The following is a 20,864-nucleotide window of genomic DNA, read 5'->3' as shown; positions in this document are numbered from 1 at the left end:
CGCGGTGGGGATCCTACTTGCGGACGGGGTGACGGGTGAGCGGTAGGGTGACGCGAGATATTTGCGCACTCATGAACTACCGCAAAAAGAGGGTCACTCGGATCGCGATGCCGGTCTCCGGTGCGTGGGCGTCACGACATCCACCCGAGAAGTCCGCACTCCGTCCGAGAAGTCCAGAGAAGTCCCGCGAAGTTCCGTCCATCCACGGAATCCCGCACAGCATCACGAGGGGAAGCAGCAGGTGAGTATGACGGCCCCAGCGGCGGCCACCGCAGCCGGTCACCCGGGTCCCGCCACGCCGTCCGGCGGCGGAACCGGCTTCTGTCGCGTCACGGTCGTCGCGCCCGACGGCCGCGTCGACGTCGCTCTGCCCGAGGACATCCCCGTCGCCGACCTCTACCCGGAGATCCTGCGCCTCTCCGGCCAGAGCCCGGTGGAGGGCGGCCCGGTCGGCTACCACCTGGTGCGCCGCGACGGCAAGGTCCTCGACGGCGCCCGCTCGCTGGCGGCCCAGCGCATCCTCGACGGCGAGCTGCTCTCCCTGCGGCCGTTCGCCGAGTCGCTCCCCCCGGCCGTCTTCGACGACGTCTCCGACGCCGTGGCGTCCGCGGTCGCCCGTGACCGCACGTTCTGGACCGACGCCCTCATGCGCGGCTCCGGCCTCTTCGGCGGGTCCGTCCTGCTGGTCCTCCTGGCGTTCGTGCTCTGGACGTCCGGTCCCCGCCACGACATGCACGGCCTCCCGGCGATCCTGGCGGGCGTCGCCGGCGTGCTGCTGCTGACCCTCGCCTGCGTACGGGCCCGGGTGTACGACGACCGGGGCTCGGCCATCGCCCTCGGTGTCGGCGCCATGGCGAACGCCGCGGTCGCCGGCTCCGGCCTGCTGCCGCTCGCCCAGGGCCATGGCCCCGGCAGGCTCCAGTTCCTGCTGGCGTGCGCAGCCGTGCTCGTCGTGTCGGTGATCCTGACGATCGTCGCGCCCGGCGGGGACGGCCCCTTCGTGGCGTTCGCCTTCGCCTCGGCCGTCGGCATGATCGTCACGTTCGTCGCGACCCTGACCGGGATGGCGCCCGTCGAGAGCGCCGCCGTGTGCTCCCCGCTCGCCGTGGGCGCCCTCGCCTTCCTGCCGGGCCTGTCGACCCGCTTCGCCCGCCTGCCCATCGGCTTCGACCCGCCGCGCACGGCGGTCGGCGGCGGATACGACGGCAACGACCCCGCCCCGCAGGGCCCGGTCGACGCCGAGCGCATCGCGGCCCAGGCCCGCCGCGGCCACGAGCTGCTGGTCGGCCTCGTCGGCGGCTGCGCGCTGCTCGCCGTGGGAGCGGGCGCCGTCCTCGGCTTCTCCGACGACGTGTGGGCCCAGCTGCTCGCCCTCGCCACCGGCGTGGCCATGCTCATGCGCGCCCACCTGTTCCGCTACACCGCCCAGATCGGCTGCGCCCTCGCCGCGGGCCTGGGCGCCCTGGTGCTCCTCGGCCTCGGCCTGGCCCTCAACCCGCCGGCCGGCGTCATGCGCGACGCCCTGCGCGGCCAGGGCGGCGCTCTGGAGCTGCGGACGATCTGGCTGGCGGCCGCCATCGCGGGCGTCGCGGCGCTGATCGTCGCCATCGGCCTGATCGTGCCGAACAAGGGCGTAACCCCGTTCTGGGGCCGCTTCCTGGAGATCGCCGAGGCCGCCGTACTGCTCACGCTCGTCCCGCTCTGCCTCGCGGTCTTCGACGTCTACCACTCCATCCGTGCGCTGACGTCATAGAAGGACTGGTACGCTGTGTGACGGCCGTTTGTGTACGCGCCCCCGGATGATCTGGGGGCAGCGCTCATCGAGCCTTCGCCTCCGAGTCACGGAAGTTCCCCTGAGACCAAGACCAGGGGCACTCGCGGGCGCATCGAACACCAAGAGGAGTACCGAGTGTCTCTCGACGCCGCCACGAAGAAGCAGATCATGGCCGAGTTCGGCACCAAGGAGGGCGACACCGGCTCCCCCGAGGTCCAGGTCGCGCTGCTCTCCCGCCGCATCTCGGACCTGACCGAGCACCTCAAGACCCACAAGCACGACCACCACTCCCGTCGTGGTCTGCTGATCCTGGTCGGTCAGCGCCGCCGCCTGCTGCAGTACCTGGCCAAGAAGGACATCCAGCGCTTCCGTACGCTGGTCGACCGCCTCGGCATCCGCCGCGGTGCTGCGGGCGCCAAGTAAGACGTGGTGAAGGGAGCGGTTCCCGTCGACAGGGGACCGCTCCCTTTGCTGTACGCGCGCACCGGCCGGAATGCGCGGCTGGGCACAGGCTCAGTAATCTGGTCGCACAACGCCATAAAGAAATCGCCATGAAGCGGACATAACGCAAGAATGGCAAGAGGAGAGACCGCCTCGCCGCCGCCGGTCCTCGGTAGTGGCCCCCGGGACAGACCCGAAAGGGTGCCCCCGGGTGCTTCGATCGAAGACCGGCCCGCACACAAGGCGCGTAGCTCTCCGTCCCCCGTCCCGCGCCACACGGGCGTACGGACGCAAAGACGACAAGTAAACGGAGAAACCGCTGGTGGAGAACGAAACCCACTACGCCGAAGCCGTCATCGACAACGGCTCCTTCGGCACCCGCACCATCCGCTTCGAGACGGGCCGCCTGGCCAGGCAGGCCGCCGGCTCCGCCGTTGCGTACCTGGACGACGACACCATGGTGCTGTCGGCCACCACCGCGTCCAAGCAGCCCAAGGACCAGCTCGACTTCTTCCCGCTGACGGTCGACGTCGAGGAGCGGATGTACGCGGCCGGCAAGATCCCCGGCTCCTTCTTCCGCCGCGAGGGCCGGCCCTCCGAGGACGCGATCCTCACCTGCCGCCTGATCGACCGCCCGCTGCGCCCGTCCTTCAAGAAGGGCCTGCGCAACGAGATCCAGGTCGTCGCGACGATCATGGCGCTCAACCCGGACCACCTCTACGACGTGGTCGCCATCAACGCCGCCTCCGCCTCCACGCAGCTCGCCGGCCTGCCCTTCTCGGGCCCGATCGGCGGCGTCCGCGTCGCGCTGATCCGCGGCCAGTGGGTGGCCTTCCCGACGCACACCGAGCTCGAGGACGCCGTCTTCGACATGGTCGTCGCGGGCCGCGTCCTGGAGGACGGCGACGTCGCGATCATGATGGTCGAGGCCGAGGCCACCGAGCAGACGGTCAAGCTCGTCGAGGGCGGCGCCGACGCGCCGACCGAGGAGATCGTGGCCGCCGGTCTGGACGCCGCCAAGCCCTTCATCAAGGTGCTGTGCAAGGCCCAGTCGGACCTCGCCGCCAAGGCCGCCAAGCCGGTCGCCGAGTTCCCGATCTTCCTCGACTACCAGGACGACGTCCTGGAGGCGCTCACCGCCGCCGTGAAGACGGAGCTGGCCCAGGCGCTCACCATCGCGGGCAAGCAGGACCGCGAGACCGAGCTGGACCGCGTCAAGGCCGTCGCCGCCGAGAAGCTGCTCCCGCAGTTCGAGGGCCGCGAGAAGGAGATCTCCGCCGCGTACCGCTCGCTCACCAAGCAGCTGGTCCGCGAGCGCGTGATCAAGGACAAGGTCCGCATCGACGGCCGCGGCGTCACGGACATCCGTACGCTGGCCGCCGAGGTCGAGGCCATCCCGCGCGTCCACGGCTCCGCCCTGTTCGAGCGTGGCGAGACCCAGATCCTGGGCATCACCACCCTCAACATGCTCCGCATGGAGCAGCAGCTGGACACCCTCTCCCCGGTGACCCGCAAGCGCTACATGCACAACTACAACTTCCCGCCGTACTCCACCGGTGAGACGGGCCGCGTCGGCTCCCCGAAGCGCCGCGAGATCGGCCACGGCGCCCTCGCCGAGCGCGCCCTCGTGCCGGTCCTGCCGTCGCGCGAGGAGTTCCCGTACGCGATCCGCCAGGTCTCCGAGGCCCTGGGCTCCAACGGCTCCACGTCGATGGGCTCGGTCTGCGCCTCCACCATGTCGCTGCTGAACGCCGGTGTGCCGCTGAAGGCCCCCGTCGCCGGTATCGCCATGGGCCTGATCTCCCAGGAGATCGACGGCAAGACGCACTACGTCACCCTCACCGACATCCTCGGTGCGGAGGACGCCTTCGGCGACATGGACTTCAAGGTCGCCGGTACGAAGGAGTTCGTCACCGCCCTCCAGCTCGACACCAAGCTGGACGGCATCCCGGCCTCCGTCCTGGCCGCGGCCCTCAAGCAGGCCCGCGACGCCCGCCTCCACATCCTCGACGTGATGATGGAAGCGATCGACCGCCCGGACGAGATGTCCCCCAACGCCCCGCGGATCATCACCGTCAAGATCCCCGTGGACAAGATCGGCGAGGTCATCGGCCCCAAGGGCAAGATGATCAACCAGATCCAGGAGGACACCGGCGCCGAGATCACGATCGAGGACGACGGCACCATCTACATCGGTGCCGCCGACGGCCCGTCCGCCGAGGCCGCCCGCGCCACGATCAACGGCATCGCCAACCCGACCATGCCGGAGGTCGGCGAGCGCTACCTGGGTACGGTCGTCAAGACCACCACCTTCGGCGCGTTCGTCTCCCTGCTGCCCGGCAAGGACGGCCTGCTGCACATCTCGCAGATCCGCAAGCTCGCCGGTGGCAAGCGCGTGGAGAACGTCGAGGACGTGCTCGCGGTCGGCTCCAAGGTCCAGGTCGAGATCGCCGAGATCGACCAGCGCGGCAAGCTCTCCCTGATCCCCGTGATCGCGGAGGAGGCCGAGTCCACGAGCGGTTCCGCCGCGGGCGCCGAGGGCGAGAAGAAGGACGACACCGACCAGTGACGTCCCGTAGTTCCAGGACGACGGCCCGCACCTCCCCGGAGGCGCGGGCCGTCGCCCGTACCCAAACGCTTCTCCCCGGCAAGGACGGCATCGGCACGGTCCGCCGTACGACCCTGCCGGGCGGCCTGCGCATCGTCACCGAGACCCTGCCGTCCGTACGCTCCGCCACCTTCGGCATCTGGGCGCACGTCGGCTCCCGCGACGAGACGCCCGCCCTCAACGGCGCCACGCACTACCTGGAGCACCTCCTCTTCAAGGGCACGCACAAGCGCAGCGCCCTCGACATCTCCGCCGCCATCGACGCGGTCGGCGGCGAGATGAACGCCTTCACGGCGAAGGAGTACACCTGCTACTACGCGCGGGTCCTCGACACCGACCTGCCGCTGGCCATCGACGTCGTCTGCGACATGCTGACGGGCTCGCTGATCCTGGCGGAGGACGTCGACGCCGAGCGCGGCGTGATCCTCGAAGAGATCGCGATGACCGAGGACGACCCGGGCGACGTCGTCCACGACCTGTTCGCCAAGACGATGTTCGGCGACACCCCGCTGGGCCGCCCGGTCCTCGGCACCGTCGACACGATCAACGCCCTCACCCGCGACCAGGTCGCCCGCTTCTACAAGAAGCACTACGACCCCACCCACCTGGTGGTCGCGGCGGCCGGCAACATCGACCACGCCACCGTCGTACGGCAGGTCCGCCGCGCCTTCGAGAAGGCCGGCGCCCTCACCCGCACCGACGCCGTCCCCGTCACCCCCCGCGACGGCCACCGCGCCATCCGCACGGCCGGCCGCGTCGAGCTGCTGAACCGCAGGACCGAGCAGGCCCACGTGGTGCTCGGCATGCCCGGGTACGCCCGTACCGACGACCGCCGCTGGGCCCTCGGCGTGCTGAACACCGCCCTCGGCGGCGGCATGTCCTCGCGCCTCTTCCAGGAGGTCCGCGAGAAGCGCGGCCTGGCCTACAGCGTCTACTCCTACACCTCGGGCTTCGCCGACTGCGGCCTGTTCGGCGTGTACGCGGGGTGCCGCCCCAGCCAGATCCACGACGTGCTGCGCATCTGCCGCGACGAGCTCGACCGGGTCGCCCACGAGGGACTGGCCGACGACGAGATCGCCCGCGCCATCGGCCAGCTCTCCGGCTCCACCGTCCTCGGCCTGGAGGACACGGGAGCGCTGATGAACCGCATCGGCAAGAGCGAGCTGTGCTGGGGCGACCAGATGTCGGTGGACGACATGCTCGCCCACATCGCGTCCGTGACCCCCGACGACGTCCGCGCGGTGGCGGCCGACCTCCTCGGACAGCGCCCCTCGCTGTCCGTGATCGGCCCGCTGAAGGACAAGCAGGCGGACCGCCTCGACGAGGCCGTCGCCTGACCGGCAACCCCACCCCGTAAGGAAGCAAGCATGAGCAAGCTGCGCGTGGCCGTTCTCGGCGCCAAGGGCCGTATCGGCTCCGAGGCCGTACGAGCCGTGGAGGCCGCCGACGACATGGAGCTGGTCGCGGCCCTGGGCCGGGGCGACCGGCTGGAGTCCCTGGTCGAGGCCGGCGCCCAGGTCGCGGTCGAGCTGACCACGCCCGACTCGGTCATGGACAACCTCGACTTCTGCGTACGCCACGGCATCCACGCCGTCGTCGGCACGACCGGCTGGACCGAGGACCGCCTCAGCCGGCTGGGCGGCTGGCTGGACGCGTCCCCGGACACCGGGGTGCTCATCGCGCCGAACTTCTCCATCGGCGCCGTGCTGACCATGAAGTTCGCGCAGATCGCGGCGCCGTACTTCGAGTCCGTCGAGGTCGTCGAGCTGCACCACCCCAACAAGGTGGACGCCCCCTCCGGCACGGCCACGCGCACCGCCCAGCTCATCGCGGCCGCCCGCGCCGAGGCGGGCTGCGCCCCGCAGCCCGACGCGACCGCCACGGCCCTGGACGGCGCCCGCGGCGCCGACGTCGACGGCGTCCCGGTCCACGCGGTACGGCTCCGGGGCCTGCTCGCCCACCAGGAGGTGCTGCTCGGCGGCGAGGGCGAGACGCTCACCATCCGGCACGACTCGCTGCACCACAGCAGCTTCATGCCGGGAATCCTGCTCGGCGCCCGCCGAGTGGTCACGACCCCGGGCCTGACCTTCGGCCTGGAAAACTTCCTCGACCTCGGCTGATCCCCATGGGTGCGAAGATCACGTACTTCGTCACGGCCGCCTTCCTGGCCGTCTGGTTCGTCCTGGTCGGCGGCCGCGGCGTGGCACTGATCCAGCAGGGCACCGCGATCACCGTCACGCTCGGGATCGCGGCGCTCGTCCTGCCGGGCATCGGCGTGTGGTTCCTCTGGATGAACACCCGCTTCGTCACCCGGGCCAACCGCCTGGCGGCCGAGCTGGAGGCGGAGGGCGGCCTGCCCGTCGACGAGCTGCGGCGCACCCCGGACGGGCGGATCGACCGCGATTCGGCCGACGAGGTGTTCGCCAGGCGCCGCGCGGAGACGGAGGACGCCCCGGACGACTGGCGCTGCTGGTTCCGGCTCGCCGTCGCCTACCGCGACGCCCGGGACACCCCGCGGGCCCGCAAGGCCATGCAGCGCGCGATCGCCCTGCACGACAGCGGGCCGGCCGCGTCCTGAGACACGGCCGGCCCGGAGCGCCTCGCGACTAGGAGGCCTGCCCGTACTCCGCGTACCAGGCCTCCACCGTGTCGGCCGCCCGGTCGAACGCCTCGACCCGGGACAGGAAGTCCGCGTTGTGGTCGGTGAGCAGCGTCAGCGGCTCACCCCCGCCCCCGTGCCGTACGAGGAGCAGGGCCTGCCCCTGCACGGTCCGGGGCAGCCCCAGCCAGCGCACCGGCTGCTGCACCGTGCGCAGCGACGCCGTGCGGCCCCACGGCACGGTGACCGTCCGGAGGAACCGCACCCGGCGCACGCCGTGCCGGCTCACCCAGGTGCCCACCCGCAGCAGCCGCAGCGCGCACAGGACGACCAGCGACGCGGCTCCCAGGCACACGCCGGCCGCGGGCAGCGCCCCCGCCAGGGCGACGATCAAGGTGGCCAGCAGCATGAACGAGGCGATGAGCAGGGCGAGCGCCGCCGCGATCACCCGCCAGGGGCCTGGCCGGTAGGGACGGCGCCAGCTGTCGTGGTCCTCGAAGGGGAGCGCCATGTCGTCGCTCGTGGCTTCGAAAGCACGGTCGGCCGTCAGGAAGGGCAGGGGCACGACTGATCCTTAAGTCTTTTGCACGCTCGTTCGGGCTGTGCCCGGTGAGGCTACCCAGCGCCTGCACGAGCGGCCACAGCAGGGGCCTGAACGCGTCAACGGCCGTCGGATGCCTCGGACTGCTGCGTGTGCCCGGCCGACGGTCCGGACTGCAACGCCGGCATCCCGAAGAGCAGCGACCCCACAAGACCGGCCACCACAGTCAGCCCGATCAGCGTACGACCAGCCACCTGGGAGGGACTGGGACGCTGCCGTGCCGGAGGGGTGACGTTACTGCGGAAGCGGTCGGCCTCGGCGACGAACGAGAACGGGACTGCCTCACGCCGGCGCAACATGTGGTGACTCTCCTGGGAGCTCGTGGGTGGTTTCTTCGGTTGCTACCGGTACAGACGCGCCCACGAGCGATTTGGTGCCCGAAATCCGCTGTCAGTCCGTGGCCGTAGAGTGGGCGCCGCCCCAGCGACGCGATTTGGAAGGACCCCCGCCGGTGAGCGACACCCCCGCCGAAGACCTCAAGCCCAGCTTCCGCAGTGATGTGACCGTCGAGCTGGTCAAGCACAGCGCTGCCGACACGGACGTGCTCTGGGCCGCCCGTGTCTCCACGGCCGGGGAGCAGTCGCTCGACGAGCTGAAGAAGGACCCGGAGCGGTCCAAGGGCCTGATCAACTACCTGATGCGGGACCGGCACGGCAGCCCGTTCGAGCACAACTCGATGACGTTCTTCATCAGCGCCCCGATCTTCGTGTTCCGCGAGTTCATGCGCCACCGCGTGGGCTGGTCGTACAACGAGGAGTCGGGGCGCTACCGGGAGCTGGAGCCCGTCTTCTACGTGCCGGACACCTCCCGCAAGCTCGTCCAGGAGGGCCGCCCCGGCAAGTACGTCTTCGTCGAGGGCACCCAGGAGCAGCACGACCTGGTCACCGGCACCATGGAGGCGTCGTACGTCCAGGCGTACGAGGCGTACCAGGAGATGCTGGCCGCCGGCGTCGCCCGCGAGGTGGCCCGCTCGGTCCTCCCGGTCGGCCTGTACTCGTCGATGTACGCGACGTGCAACGCGCGCTCGCTGATGCACTTCCTCGGCCTGCGCACCCAGCACGAGCTGGCCAAGGTGCCCTCCTTCCCGCAGCGCGAGATCGAGATGGTGGGCGAGAAGATGGAGGCCGAGTGGGCGAAGCTGATGCCGCTGACGTACGCCGCCTTCAACAACAACGGGCGCGTCGCCCCGTAGTACCCCGGCGGCACAGATGTACGGATCAGCCGTCCGAAGTGTCCGTATTGCGACATTTCGAGAAGTTCATCTAGCCTGATCAAACGGACCCGGCACTGCTTGAACCCCCGAGCAGGCAGTGCCGGGCTCCACTTACATCACGTCCCCCGAGGGGACCCCATGCGCTGAGCAGCGAGTAGCGTGTTACCCATGGCTCCGATCTCCACTCCGCAGACCCCCTTCGGGCGGGTCCTCACCGCTATGGTCACGCCCTTCACGGCGGACGGTGCGCTCGACATCGACGGCGCTCAGCGGCTCGCAACCCATCTCGTGGACGCCGGCAACGACGGCCTGGTCGTCAACGGCACCACCGGCGAGTCCCCGACCACCAGCGACGCGGAGAAAGACCAGCTCGTACGGGCGGTCCTGGAGGCGGTCGGCGACCGCGCCCATGTCGTCGCCGGCATCGGCACCAACGACACCCACCACACCCTCGAGCTCGCCCGCGCCGCCGAGCGCGCCGGCGCGCACGGCCTGCTCGCGGTGACCCCGTACTACAACAAGCCCCCGCAAGAGGGCCTGTACCGCCACTTCACGGCGATCGCCGACGCCACGGAACTCCCCGTGATGCTGTACGACATCCCCGGCCGGAGCGGCGTCCCCATCGAGACCGAGACGATCGTCCGGCTCGCCGAGCACCCGCGCATCGTCGCCAACAAGGACGCCAAGGGCGACCTCGGCCGCGCCAGCTGGGCCATCGCCCGCTCCGGCCTCGCCTGGTACTCCGGCGACGACATGCTGAACCTCCCGCTGCTCTCCGTCGGCGCCGTCGGCTTCGTCTCCGTCGTCGGCCATGTCGTCACGCCCGAGCTGCGCGCCCTCCTCGACGCCCACCTCACCGGCGACGTCCAGAAGGCCACGGAGATCCACCAGCAGCTGCTCCCGGTCTTCACCGGCATGTTCCGCACGCAGGGCGTGATCACCACCAAGGCCGCCCTCGCGCTGCAGGGCCTGCCCGCGGGCCCGCTGCGCATGCCGCTCGTGGAGCTGTCCCCGGAGGAAACCGCACAGCTCAAGATCGATCTCGCCGCCGGCGGGGTACAGCTGTAGCAACAGACTTCATAACTGAATACAAAACAACGAAACACCCCGAACTACACACAGAGAACAGTCACGCGCGCCACGTGTCTCAAGGGCACGTGGCGCGCGTGGTGAGGAGAGTCTTTTGAGTCATCCGCATCCTGAACTCGGTGCGCCGCCGAAGCTGCCCGCGGGCGGACTGCGCGTCACCCCGCTCGGCGGTCTCGGCGAGATCGGCCGCAACATGACCGTCTTCGAGTACGGCGGCCGACTGCTGATCGTCGACTGCGGCGTCCTCTTCCCCGAGGAGGAGCAGCCCGGCGTCGACCTGATCCTGCCGGACTTCACCACCATCAGGGACCGCCTCGACGACATCGACGGCATCGTGCTCACGCACGGCCACGAGGACCACATCGGCGGCGTCCCCTACCTGCTGCGCCTGAAGCCGGACATCCCCCTCATCGGCTCCAAGCTGACCCTCGCCCTGATCGAGGCGAAGCTCCAGGAGCACCGCATCCGCCCCTACACCCTCGAGGTGGCCGAGGGGCAGCGCGAGCAGCTCGGACACTTCGACTGCGAGTTCATCGCGGTCAACCACTCCATCCCGGACGCCCTGGCCGTGGCCATCCGCACCCCCGCGGGCATGGTCGTGCACACCGGCGACTTCAAGATGGACCAGCTGCCGCTGGACAACCGCCTCACGGACCTGCACGCCTTCGCGCGCCTCAGCGAGGAGGGCATCGACCTCCTCCTGAGCGACTCCACGAACGCCGAGGTCCCCGGCTTCACGCCGCACGAGCGCGACATCTCCAACGTCATGCGCTCGGTCTTCGCCAACGCCCAGCGCCGGATCATCGTGGCCAGCTTCGCCAGCCACGTCCACCGCATCCAGCAGATCCTCGACGCCGCCCACGAGTACGGCCGCCGGGTCGCCTTCGTCGGCCGCTCGATGGTCCGCAACATGGGCATCGCCCGCGACCTCGGCTACCTGCGGGTCCCGGCCGGCCTGGTGGTCGACGTCAGGACGCTCGACGACCTCCCGGACGACGAGGTCGTGCTGGTCTGTACGGGTTCCCAGGGCGAGCCGATGGCGGCCCTGTCCCGCATGGCCAACCGGGACCACCAGATCCGGATCGTCCAGGGCGACACGGTCATCCTGGCCTCGTCCCTCATCCCGGGCAACGAGAACGCGGTCTACCGCGTGATCAACGGCCTGACCCGCTGGGGCGCCAACGTCGTGCACAAGGGCAACGCCAAGGTGCACGTCTCGGGCCACGCCTCGGCCGGCGAGCTGCTGTACTTCTACAACATCTGCAAGCCCAGGAACCTCATGCCGGTCCACGGCGAGTGGCGCCACCTGCGCGCCAACGCGGAGCTGGGCGCGCTCACGGGTGTCCCGAAGGACCGCATCGTCATCGCCGAGGACGGCGTCGTCGTCGACCTGGTCGACGGCAAGGCCAAGATCGTCGGCAAGGTCCAGGCCGGATACGTGTACGTCGACGGCCTGTCGGTCGGCGACGTCACGGAGGTGGCCCTGAAGGACCGCCGCATCCTGGGCGAGGAGGGCATCGTCTCGGTCTTCGTGGTGGTCGACTCCACCACCGGCAAGATCGTCGGCGGCCCGCACATCCAGGCACGCGGCTCCGGCATCGACGACGGCGCCTTCGACGCGGTCATCCCGAAGGTCGAGGACGCCCTGAACAGGTCGGCCCAGGACGGCGTGGTCGAGCCGCACCAGCTGCAGCAGCTGATCCGGCGCACCATCGGCAAGTGGGTCTCCGACACCTACCGCCGGCGCCCGATGATCCTGCCTGTGGTGGTGGAGGTCTGACGACCCGCCAGCTCGGACCCGGAGCGGGGCGCCTCGATTTGCATCGGGGCGCCCCGCTCCAGTACGTTTACGGCTCCGCCTGACCGGGAACCCGGCACGTTCGCGTGTCCGAGGGGGACCCGGACGGGGCCGGAAAACCGACTCAGAATCTCTGATAAAGTCGGATCAGCCGAAAGGCAAAAGGCCCTCCAACGGCCACCGGAAACGAAATCCGAACCGGAAACGGAACGGAAAAGGATCTGGTAAGGTTGGAAACACCGAAGGGAAGCGCCCGGAGGAAAGCCCCAGAGAATGTCTCTGCGGGTGAGTACGAAGGAAGCGTCCGTTCCTTGAGAACTCAACAGCGTGCCAAAAGTCAACGCCAGATATGTTGATAACCCCGTCTCTCTGAGACGAGGTTCCTTTGAAAAACACAGCGAGGACGCTGTGAACAGGAAGCGGGACTATTCCTCCCGCCCTGTTCCGCTCAACGCGAGTGTTGACCCGGATCACCGGGAAGCATTCACGGAGAGTTTGATCCTGGCTCAGGACGAACGCTGGCGGCGTGCTTAACACATGCAAGTCGAACGATGAACCTCCTTCGGGAGGGGATTAGTGGCGAACGGGTGAGTAACACGTGGGCAATCTGCCCTGCACTCTGGGACAAGCCCTGGAAACGGGGTCTAATACCGGATATGACCACTTCAGGCATCTGATGGTGGTGGAAAGCTCCGGCGGTGCAGGATGAGCCCGCGGCCTATCAGCTTGTTGGTGAGGTAACGGCTCACCAAGGCGACGACGGGTAGCCGGCCTGAGAGGGCGACCGGCCACACTGGGACTGAGACACGGCCCAGACTCCTACGGGAGGCAGCAGTGGGGAATATTGCACAATGGGCGAAAGCCTGATGCAGCGACGCCGCGTGAGGGATGACGGCCTTCGGGTTGTAAACCTCTTTCAGCAGGGAAGAAGCGAAAGTGACGGTACCTGCAGAAGAAGCGCCGGCTAACTACGTGCCAGCAGCCGCGGTAATACGTAGGGCGCAAGCGTTGTCCGGAATTATTGGGCGTAAAGAGCTCGTAGGCGGCCTGTCGCGTCGGATGTGAAAGCCCGGGGCTTAACCCCGGGTCTGCATTCGATACGGGCAGGCTAGAGTTCGGTAGGGGAGATCGGAATTCCTGGTGTAGCGGTGAAATGCGCAGATATCAGGAGGAACACCGGTGGCGAAGGCGGATCTCTGGGCCGATACTGACGCTGAGGAGCGAAAGCGTGGGGAGCGAACAGGATTAGATACCCTGGTAGTCCACGCCGTAAACGTTGGGAACTAGGTGTGGGCGACATTCCACGTCGTCCGTGCCGCAGCTAACGCATTAAGTTCCCCGCCTGGGGAGTACGGCCGCAAGGCTAAAACTCAAAGGAATTGACGGGGGCCCGCACAAGCGGCGGAGCATGTGGCTTAATTCGACGCAACGCGAAGAACCTTACCAAGGCTTGACATACACCGGAAACACTCAGAGATGGGTGCCCCCTTGTGGTCGGTGTACAGGTGGTGCATGGCTGTCGTCAGCTCGTGTCGTGAGATGTTGGGTTAAGTCCCGCAACGAGCGCAACCCTTGTCCCGTGTTGCCAGCAGGCCCTTGTGGTGCTGGGGACTCACGGGAGACCGCCGGGGTCAACTCGGAGGAAGGTGGGGACGACGTCAAGTCATCATGCCCCTTATGTCTTGGGCTGCACACGTGCTACAATGGCCGGTACAAAGAGCTGCGATACCGCGAGGTGGAGCGAATCTCAAAAAGCCGGTCTCAGTTCGGATTGGGGTCTGCAACTCGACCCCATGAAGTCGGAGTCGCTAGTAATCGCAGATCAGCATTGCTGCGGTGAATACGTTCCCGGCCTTGTACACACCGCCCGTCACGTCACGAAAGTCGGTAACACCCGAAGCCGGTGGCCCAACCCCTTGTGGGAGGGAGCTGTCGAAGGTGGGACTGGCGATTGGGACGAAGTCGTAACAAGGTAGCCGTACCGGAAGGTGCGGCTGGATCACCTCCTTTCTAAGGAGCACATAGCCGACTGCGAGCGAATGTCTCGCACGGTTGCTCATGGGTGGAACGTTGACTACTCGGCACGATCAGGAGATGGACCGCTAGTACTGCTTCGGCGTGGAACGCGGATCGGATCGAGGGATCGTGTCGGGCACGCTGTTGGGTGTCTGAGGGTGCGAGCGTTGCTCGCCCTTCATGCGCCGGCCCCAGTGAACTTGCTGTCTTGCAGCAGGGTGATGGGTGGCTGGTCGTTGCTTGAGAACTGCACAGTGGACGCGAGCATCTGTGGCCAAGTTTTTAAGGGCGCACGGTGGATGCCTTGGCACCAGGAACCGATGAAGGACGTGGGAGGCCGCGATAGGCCCCGGGGAGCTGTCAACCGAGCTTTGATCCGGGGGTGTCCGAATGGGGAAACCCGGCAGTCGTCATGGGCTGTCACCCGCTGCTGAACACATAGGCAGTGTGGAGGGAACGAGGGGAAGTGAAACATCTCAGTACCCTCAGGAAGAGAAAACAACCGTGATTCCGGGAGTAGTGGCGAGCGAAACTGGATGAGGCCAAACCGTATGCGTGTGATACCCGGCAGGGGTTGCGCATGCGGGGTTGTGGGATCTCTCTTTCACGGTCTGCCGGCCGTGAGACGAGTCAGAAACCGTTGATGTAGGCGAAGGACATGCGAAAGGTCCGGCGTAGAGGGTAAGACCCCCGTAGCTGAAACGTCAGCGGCTCGTTTGAGAGACCCCCAAGTAGCACGGGGCCCGAGAAATCCCGTGTGAATCTGGCGGGACCACCCGCTAAGCCTAAATATTCCCTGGTGACCGATAGCGGATAGTACCGTGAGGGAATGGTGAAAAGTACCGCGGGAGCGGAGTGAAATAGTACCTGAAACCGTGTGCCTACAAGCCGTGGGAGCGTCGGACATCAGCTTGCTGGTGTCTCGTGACTGCGTGCCTTTTGAAGAATGAGCCTGCGAGTTTGCGGTGTGTTGCGAGGTTAACCCGTGTGGGGAAGCCGTAGCGAAAGCGAGTCCGAATAGGGCGATTCAGTAGCGCGCTCAAGACCCGAAGCGGAGTGATCTAGCCATGGGCAGGTTGAAGCGGAGGTAAGACTTCGTGGAGGACCGAACCCACCAGGGTTGAAAACCTGGGGGATGACCTGTGGTTAGGGGTGAAAGGCCAATCAAACTCCGTGATAGCTGGTTCTCCCCGAAATGCATTTAGGTGCAGCGTCGTGTGTTTCTTGCCGGAGGTAGAGCACTGGATAGGCGATGGGCCCTACCGGGTTACTGACCTTAGCCAAACTCCGAATGCCGGTAAGTGAGAGCGCGGCAGTGAGACTGTGGGGGATAAGCTCCATGGTCGAGAGGGAAACAGCCCAGAGCATCGACTAAGGCCCCTAAGCGTACGCTAAGTGGGAAAGGATGTGGAGTCGCAGAGACAACCAGGAGGTTGGCTTAGAAGCAGCCACCCTTGAAAGAGTGCGTAATAGCTCACTGGTCAAGTGATTCCGCGCCGACAATGTAGCGGGGCTCAAGCGTACCGCCGAAGTCGTGTCATTGCAGCGTAAGCCCCAACGGGTGTTGTGATGGGTAGGGGAGCGTCGTGTGCCGGGTGAAGCAGCCGTGGAAGCGAGTTGTGGACGGTTCACGAGTGAGAATGCAGGCATGAGTAGCGATACACACGTGAGAAACGTGTGCGCCGATTGACTAAGGGTTCCTGGGTCAAGCTGATCTGCCCAGGGTAAGTCGGGACCTAAGGCGAGGCCGACAGGCGTAGTCGATGGACAACCGGTTGATATTCCGGTACCCGCTTTGAAGCGCCAGCGCTGAACCCAGCGATGCTAAGCCCGTGAAACCGCCGTGTGCGTCTTCGGACAATCACGGAGTGGTGGAGCCGGTGACCCAGACTGGTAGTAGGTGAGCGATGGGGTGACGCAGGAAGGTAGTCCAGCCCGGGCGGTGGTTGTCCCGGGGTAAGGGTGTAGCCCGAGAGATAGGCAAATCCGTCTCTCATGCAGGGTGAGACCTGATGCCGAGCCGATTGTGGCGAAGTGGATGATCCTATGCTGTCGAGAAAAGCCTCTAGCGAGTTTCATGGCGGCCCGTACCCTAAACCGACTCAGGTGGTCAGGTAGAGAATACCGAGGCGTTCGGGTGAACTATGGTTAAGGAACTCGGCAAAATGCCCCCGTAACTTCGGGAGAAGGGGGGCCACGTCTGGTGATGGAGTTTTCCTCCGGAGCTGGGTGTGGCCGCAGAGACCAGCGAGAAGCGACTGTTTACTAAAAACACAGGTCCGTGCGAAGCCGTAAGGCGATGTATACGGACTGACGCCTGCCGGTGCTGGAACGTTAAGGGGACCGGTTAGCTGACTTTCGGGTCGGCGAAGCTGAGAACTTAAGCGCCAGTAAACGGCGGTGGTAACTATAACCATCCTAAGGTAGCGAAATTCCTTGTCGGGTAAGTTCCGACCTGCACGAATGGCGTAACGACTTCTCGACTGTCTCAACCATAGGCCCGGTGAAATTGCACTACGAGTAAAGATGCTCGTTTCGCGCAGCAGGACGGAAAGACCCGGGACCTTTACTACAGTTTGATATTGGTGTTCGGTTCGGCTTGTGTAGGATAGGTGGGAGACTGTGAAGCTTGGACGCCAGTTCAGGTGGAGTCGTCGTTGAAATACCACTCTGGTCGTGCTGGATGTCTAACCTGGGTCCGTGATCCGGATCAGGGACAGTGTCTGATGGGTAGTTTAACTGGGGCGGTTGCCTCCTAAAGGGTAACGGAGGCGCCCAAAGGTTCCCTCAGCCTGGTTGGCAATCAGGTGTTGAGTGTAAGTGCACAAGGGAGCTTGACTGTGAGACCGACGGGTCGAGCAGGGACGAAAGTCGGGACTAGTGATCCGGCGGTGGCTTGTGGAAGCGCCGTCGCTCAACGGATAAAAGGTACCCCGGGGATAACAGGCTGATCTTCCCCAAGAGTCCATATCGACGGGATGGTTTGGCACCTCGATGTCGGCTCGTCGCATCCTGGGGCTGGAGTCGGTCCCAAGGGTTGGGCTGTTCGCCCATTAAAGCGGTACGCGAGCTGGGTTTAGAACGTCGTGAGACAGTTCGGTCCCTATCCGCTGTGCGCGTAGGAATATTGAGAAGGGCTGTCCCTAGTACGAGAGGACCGGGACGGACGAACCTCTGGTGTGCCAGTTGTTCTGCCAAGGGCATGGCTGGTTGGCTACGTTCGGGAGGGATAACCGCTGAAAGCATCTAAGCGGGAAGCCTGCTTCGAGATGAGTATTCCCACCTCCTTGAGAGGGTAAGGCTCCCAGTAGACGACTGGGTTGATAGGCCGGATATGGAAGCCCAGTAATGGGTGGAGTTGACCGGTACTAATAGGCCGAGGGCTTGTCCTCAGTTGCTCGCGTCCACTGTGTTAGTTCTGAAGTAACGAACTCCCTTGCCGGTTGAGTTGTTATCTTCATAGTGTTTCGGTGGTCATAGCGTTAGGGAAACGCCCGGTTACATTTCGAACCCGGAAGCTAAGCCTTTCAGCGCCGATGGTACTGCAGGGGGGACCCTGTGGGAGAGTAGGACGCCGCCGAACAATTATTAGCCTCAACCCCTGGTCTTCATGGCCGGGGGTTGAGGCTTTTTTGCGTTCGTGGGCCGGAGCCGGCGGCGCGCGAACGCCCGATTGGGCATCCTCGCTCGTTCGGGGTATAGTTTTCCTGTCGCCGCGAGGGAAACCTCAAAAACGACAGGCCCCTATAGCTCAGTCGGCAGAGCGTCTCCATGGTAAGGAGAAGGTCAACGGTTCGATTCCGTTTGGGGGCTCCGAAAAGAAAGGCCCCCCGCCTCGCGGCGGGGGGCCTTTCTCGTACCGTCTCCTACTGCCGGTGGAGCTCCGGGACGCGCATCGCGAGGATGGCCATGTCGTCCGACGCCGGCTCCGCGGCGAAGCGCTCCACGGCCCTCAGGACGCGAGCGGCGACCGCTCCGGCCGTCAGGCCCGTACACGTCCGCAGCACCTCGGTGAGGCCGTCGTCGCCCAGCATGCGCGTGCCCTCACGGCGTTCCGTCACGCCGTCCGTGACGCACAGCAGCACATCGCCCGGGTCCAGGGTGACCGTCTGCTCGTACAGCTCCAGGTCGTCCATCACGCCAAGGAGCGGCTGCGGCTCCGCCGCCGGCTCCACCGTGCCGTCCTGCCGCAGGCGCAGCGGCAGCGGATGGCCCGCGCACACCACCTTCAGGAGCGCGCTGCCGTCCTCCTGCGGCCACAGCTCGCCGTACAGGAGCGTGAGGAAGCGGCTGCGGGCGCCCTCGTCGAGGATGGCGGCGTTCAGCCGCTCCAGGACGGCTGGGCCGCCGAAGCCCTCGCGGGCCAGGAGGCGCAGGGCGTGGCGTGCCAGGCCCGTGACGGCCGCGGCCTCCGGGCCCGTACCGCACACGTCGCCGATGGCGAAGCCGTACGCCTTGTCGCGGATGGGGAACAGGTCGTAGAAGTCGCCGCCGACCTCGTTGCCCTCGCCGGCCGCGCGGTAGATGACGTCGACCTCGACGCCGGCGATCTGCGGGAGGCCCGGGGGCAGGAGGCTGCGCTGGAGGGACTGGCTGATGGCCATGCGCTCGCTGTACAGGCGGGCGTTGTCGAGGGCCAGGGCGGCCCTGCGGGACAGGTCCTCGGCCAGTTCCAGGATCTCCTGGCGGAAGTGGTCCTCGGAGGGCTTGCCCAGGGTGAGCATGCCGATCACGCGGTTGCGGGCGACCAGGGGCAGGACGACCGTCTCGCCGCCGACCGCGGTGGCCGTCGCCAGCGTCGTGTCGATGCCGGAGGACAGGGGCGCCGAATCACGGCCCAGCTCCTGGACGGAGGCGCGCAGGGCGGCCTGGTGTGCTTCCTCGGCGGGGGCGTTCCAGACGCGGGCGCCCGGCGTCGGTACGGGGTCGGGAGGGGCGATGCGGGACAGCAGGTCCTTCAGGCCGTCGATGCGCTCCTCGTCCTCGTGGAGCACGTACGACAGGTACGGGTCCGACGACTGGTCGGCGATGGTGTAGACGGCGCACCAGGTGGCCAGGGTGGGCACGGTCATCTGGGCCATCAGGGCGAGTGTCTGGTCGCGGTCGAGGGTGCCGGCCAGCAGGTCGGACGCCTCCACCAGGAAGCTGAGGGAGCCGCGGCGGAGCCGCTCCAGCTCGCCGAGGCGGGCCGACTCGACGGCCAGCGCGATACGGTCCGCGGCGAACTGGAGACGCAGGGCCTCCTCGTTCGAGTAGCGGCCGGCGGCCTCCGCGGCGACGCCGAGGGAGCCCGTCAGCCGGCCCTCGACCTTGAGTGGCACGGTGACGACCGAGCGCATGCCCGTGCCGTTGAGCAGCGGGACGGCGCCGGGGACGGCCGTGAGGTCCTCGTGGACGGCGGGCATGCGGGCCGAGGCGTACCGGCTGGTGCCGGCCTCCACGGGGACGCGGGCGAAGCGCTGGCGGGCCGAGGGCAGGCCCGTCGTGGCCCGTACCTCCAGCTCCGTCTCGTCGTCCGTGGCCAGCAGCAGGAAGGCGGAGTCACCGTCGAGCATGTCGCGGGCCCGCTCCACCGTGCGCTGGAGGAGCCCGTCCAGGTCGTCGGGGGCGGGGGAGCCGATGAAGACCTCGAACGGGTCCACGGAGCGGCCCTCGCCGCCGGTGTCGCCGACGGGGGCGCGGGGCGGGGTCTGGAGGACGGCGCGCTCGTAGTCCCGTACGAGCAGGCAGACCGTGGACGGCTCGCCGTGGGTGTCGCGGACCCGCAGGTGGGAGGCGTACACGGGGACGACACGGCCGTCGGCGCCGCGCAGCCCGTAGCTGCCCTCCCAGCGGGACAGCTGGAGCGCCTCGGCGAGGCCGGTGCCGGTGCCGGGGGTGTGCGGCCAGGCCGCGAAGTCGCCCAGCTGTTTGCCGACGACCTGGTCGGCGGCGTACCCGAAGAGGTGAGCGGCGTCACCGTTCCACGACGTGATGGCGCCCGCCTGGTCGACCTGGACCACGGCGACGCGTACGCGCTCGTCGGCCACGGGCAGGAGGTCCGGGGGCAGGGCGGGGCCCGCGTGGCGGGTGCCGACCGGGCGCTCGGGCAGGTCGAGCTGGAACCACACCTGCTTCTTGGTGGGGGAGTACTCGACGCCCCAGCGGGAGGCGAGGGCGGCGCACAGGAGCAGGCCCCGGCCGTTCTCGCGGTCCGGGTGGACGAAGGCCTGCGAGGCGCCCTGGATGGGGACCTCGCGCTCGGGGTAGTGGTCGGCGACCTCCACGCGGACGCCGTGCTCGATGCGCAGGCACAGGACGTCGGCGGCGGTGCCGGCGTGGATCACCGCGTTGGTGACGAGTTCGCTGGTCAGGACGACGGCGTCGTCGACGACGTCGGAGTAGCCCCATCCCTGGAGCGTGTCCCGTACGAAGGCCCGGGCAGTCGCGACCGACCGCCCCACAGGTTCAAAGCTGGCAGCCGCCCGCGCGGTGATCACAGAACTCCTCGTACGCGTCTCGACGCCCGGCTCCGCCATGATCGGCCTGCCCCCTCCGGTACCCGGTGGTCGTGCTGAGCCCTCCCGCCCCTGCCGGGCGGACCGGGGGCGGTTGGACAGCCGCATGCCAGGTTACTTACCTTCGCAGTCCGGGCGGATGGTGGTCACCGCTGTTTCCGTCCCCCGAGGACGGGGACGTTATGCGAAGCTGCCGACTGTTATGGCCAGGTCGGCTCGCGGTGAAAC

General features: G+C 67.3%; 12 protein-coding genes, 1 tRNA gene and 3 rRNA genes. 13 read left to right on the top strand and 3 right to left on the bottom strand.

What is annotated here, in order from left to right; all coding sequences use genetic code 11:
- Nucleotides 1–247: 247 nt before the first annotated feature.
- From eccD to ABEB09_RS07725, 6 genes are all read left to right on the top strand, one after another.
- Complete coding sequence (eccD, locus tag ABEB09_RS07750) at nucleotides 248–1,753, top strand: type VII secretion integral membrane protein EccD (RefSeq protein ID WP_345688422.1); 1,506 nt, start codon at nucleotides 248–250, stop codon at nucleotides 1,751–1,753.
- 156 nt (nucleotides 1,754–1,909) lie between these two features.
- Complete coding sequence (gene rpsO / locus ABEB09_RS07745; protein ID WP_031118350.1) at nucleotides 1,910–2,197, top strand: 30S ribosomal protein S15; 288 nt, start codon at nucleotides 1,910–1,912, stop codon at nucleotides 2,195–2,197.
- Between the two features lie 340 nt (nucleotides 2,198–2,537).
- Nucleotides 2,538–4,784: a polyribonucleotide nucleotidyltransferase gene (locus ABEB09_RS07740; protein WP_345688418.1), complete on the top strand. Its 2,247-nt coding sequence runs from the start codon at nucleotides 2,538–2,540 to the stop codon at nucleotides 4,782–4,784.
- The gene (locus ABEB09_RS07735; protein ID WP_345688416.1) at nucleotides 4,781–6,160 is read left to right on the top strand and encodes a M16 family metallopeptidase; all 1,380 of its coding nucleotides are present in this window, start codon (nucleotides 4,781–4,783) and stop codon (nucleotides 6,158–6,160) included. The genes ABEB09_RS07740 and ABEB09_RS07735 overlap by 4 nt, the downstream gene beginning before the upstream one ends.
- 30 nt (nucleotides 6,161–6,190) lie before the next feature.
- On the top strand, nucleotides 6,191–6,943 hold the full coding sequence (dapB, locus tag ABEB09_RS07730) for a 4-hydroxy-tetrahydrodipicolinate reductase (protein ID WP_345688414.1): 753 nt from the start codon (nucleotides 6,191–6,193) through the stop codon (nucleotides 6,941–6,943).
- Between the two features lie 5 nt (nucleotides 6,944–6,948).
- The gene (locus ABEB09_RS07725; protein ID WP_345688412.1) at nucleotides 6,949–7,401 is read left to right on the top strand and encodes a tetratricopeptide repeat protein; all 453 of its coding nucleotides are present in this window, start codon (nucleotides 6,949–6,951) and stop codon (nucleotides 7,399–7,401) included.
- Nucleotides 7,402–7,429: 28 nt separating this feature from the next.
- On the opposite strand, the gene ABEB09_RS07720 is transcribed toward ABEB09_RS07725, so the two are convergent.
- Together ABEB09_RS07720 and ABEB09_RS07715 are read right to left on the bottom strand one after the other, a co-directional pair.
- Nucleotides 7,430–7,987, bottom strand: a complete 558-nt coding sequence (locus ABEB09_RS07720) for a hypothetical protein (RefSeq protein ID WP_345688410.1) — start codon at nucleotides 7,985–7,987, stop codon at nucleotides 7,430–7,432.
- A 95-nt stretch (nucleotides 7,988–8,082) separates the two neighbouring features.
- Complete coding sequence (locus ABEB09_RS07715) at nucleotides 8,083–8,322, bottom strand: hypothetical protein (RefSeq protein WP_345688408.1); 240 nt, start codon at nucleotides 8,320–8,322, stop codon at nucleotides 8,083–8,085.
- Between the two features lie 152 nt (nucleotides 8,323–8,474).
- On the opposite strand from ABEB09_RS07715, the gene thyX reads away from it, so the two are divergent.
- The 7 genes from thyX to ABEB09_RS07680 all read left to right on the top strand — a co-directional run bounded on the left by thyX (nucleotide 8,475) and on the right by ABEB09_RS07680 (nucleotide 17,952).
- Nucleotides 8,475–9,215, top strand: coding sequence for an FAD-dependent thymidylate synthase (gene thyX / locus ABEB09_RS07710; RefSeq protein ID WP_345688406.1), 741 nt, complete (start codon nucleotides 8,475–8,477; stop codon nucleotides 9,213–9,215).
- A 189-nt stretch (nucleotides 9,216–9,404) separates the two neighbouring features.
- Complete coding sequence (gene dapA, locus ABEB09_RS07705) at nucleotides 9,405–10,304, top strand: 4-hydroxy-tetrahydrodipicolinate synthase (protein ID WP_345688404.1); 900 nt, start codon at nucleotides 9,405–9,407, stop codon at nucleotides 10,302–10,304.
- Nucleotides 10,305–10,419: 115 nt separating this feature from the next.
- Entirely contained in the window at nucleotides 10,420–12,105 is a 1,686-nt protein-coding gene (locus ABEB09_RS07700) for a ribonuclease J (protein ID WP_345688402.1), read from the top strand.
- A gap of 501 nt (nucleotides 12,106–12,606) precedes the next feature.
- Nucleotides 12,607–14,133, top strand: a 16S ribosomal RNA gene (locus ABEB09_RS07695).
- Nucleotides 14,134–14,411: 278 nt separating this feature from the next.
- A 23S ribosomal RNA gene (locus ABEB09_RS07690) occupies nucleotides 14,412–17,531 on the top strand.
- A 74-nt stretch (nucleotides 17,532–17,605) separates the two neighbouring features.
- Nucleotides 17,606–17,722 (top strand): 5S ribosomal RNA (gene rrf, locus ABEB09_RS07685).
- The 16S, 23S and 5S rRNA genes sit together here with 1 tRNA gene alongside, the layout of an rRNA operon.
- A 157-nt stretch (nucleotides 17,723–17,879) precedes the next feature.
- Nucleotides 17,880–17,952, top strand: a tRNA-Thr gene (locus ABEB09_RS07680).
- A gap of 53 nt (nucleotides 17,953–18,005) precedes the next feature.
- Here ABEB09_RS07680 and ABEB09_RS07675 read toward each other — a convergent pair.
- Complete coding sequence (locus ABEB09_RS07675; RefSeq protein ID WP_345688399.1) at nucleotides 18,006–20,657, bottom strand: SpoIIE family protein phosphatase; 2,652 nt, start codon at nucleotides 20,655–20,657, stop codon at nucleotides 18,006–18,008.
- Nucleotides 20,658–20,864 lie beyond the last annotated feature (207 nt).

It is taken from the genome of Streptomyces coeruleoprunus (assembly GCF_039542925.1).
GTDB lineage: Bacteria > Actinomycetota > Actinomycetes > Streptomycetales > Streptomycetaceae > Streptomyces > Streptomyces coeruleoprunus.
The sequence above is the reverse complement of the archived record's forward strand: the minus strand, read 5'-3'. Positions and strand labels throughout refer to the sequence as shown.

Bases quoted from the DNA above. Each gene is read 5' to 3' on its own strand.
- ABEB09_RS07675 (WP_345688399.1), bottom strand. From the start codon at position 20,657: ATGGCGGAGCCGGGCGTCGAGACGCGTACGAGGAGTTCTGTGATCACC.
- dapA (WP_345688404.1), top strand. From the start codon at position 9,405: ATGGCTCCGATCTCCACTCCGCAGACCCCCTTCGGGCGGGTCCTCACC.
- dapB (WP_345688414.1), top strand. From the start codon at position 6,191: ATGAGCAAGCTGCGCGTGGCCGTTCTCGGCGCCAAGGGCCGTATCGGC.
- ABEB09_RS07715 (WP_345688408.1), bottom strand. From the start codon at position 8,322: ATGTTGCGCCGGCGTGAGGCAGTCCCGTTCTCGTTCGTCGCCGAGGCC.
- eccD (WP_345688422.1), top strand. From the start codon at position 248: ATGACGGCCCCAGCGGCGGCCACCGCAGCCGGTCACCCGGGTCCCGCC.
- ABEB09_RS07725 (WP_345688412.1), top strand. From the start codon at position 6,949: ATGGGTGCGAAGATCACGTACTTCGTCACGGCCGCCTTCCTGGCCGTC.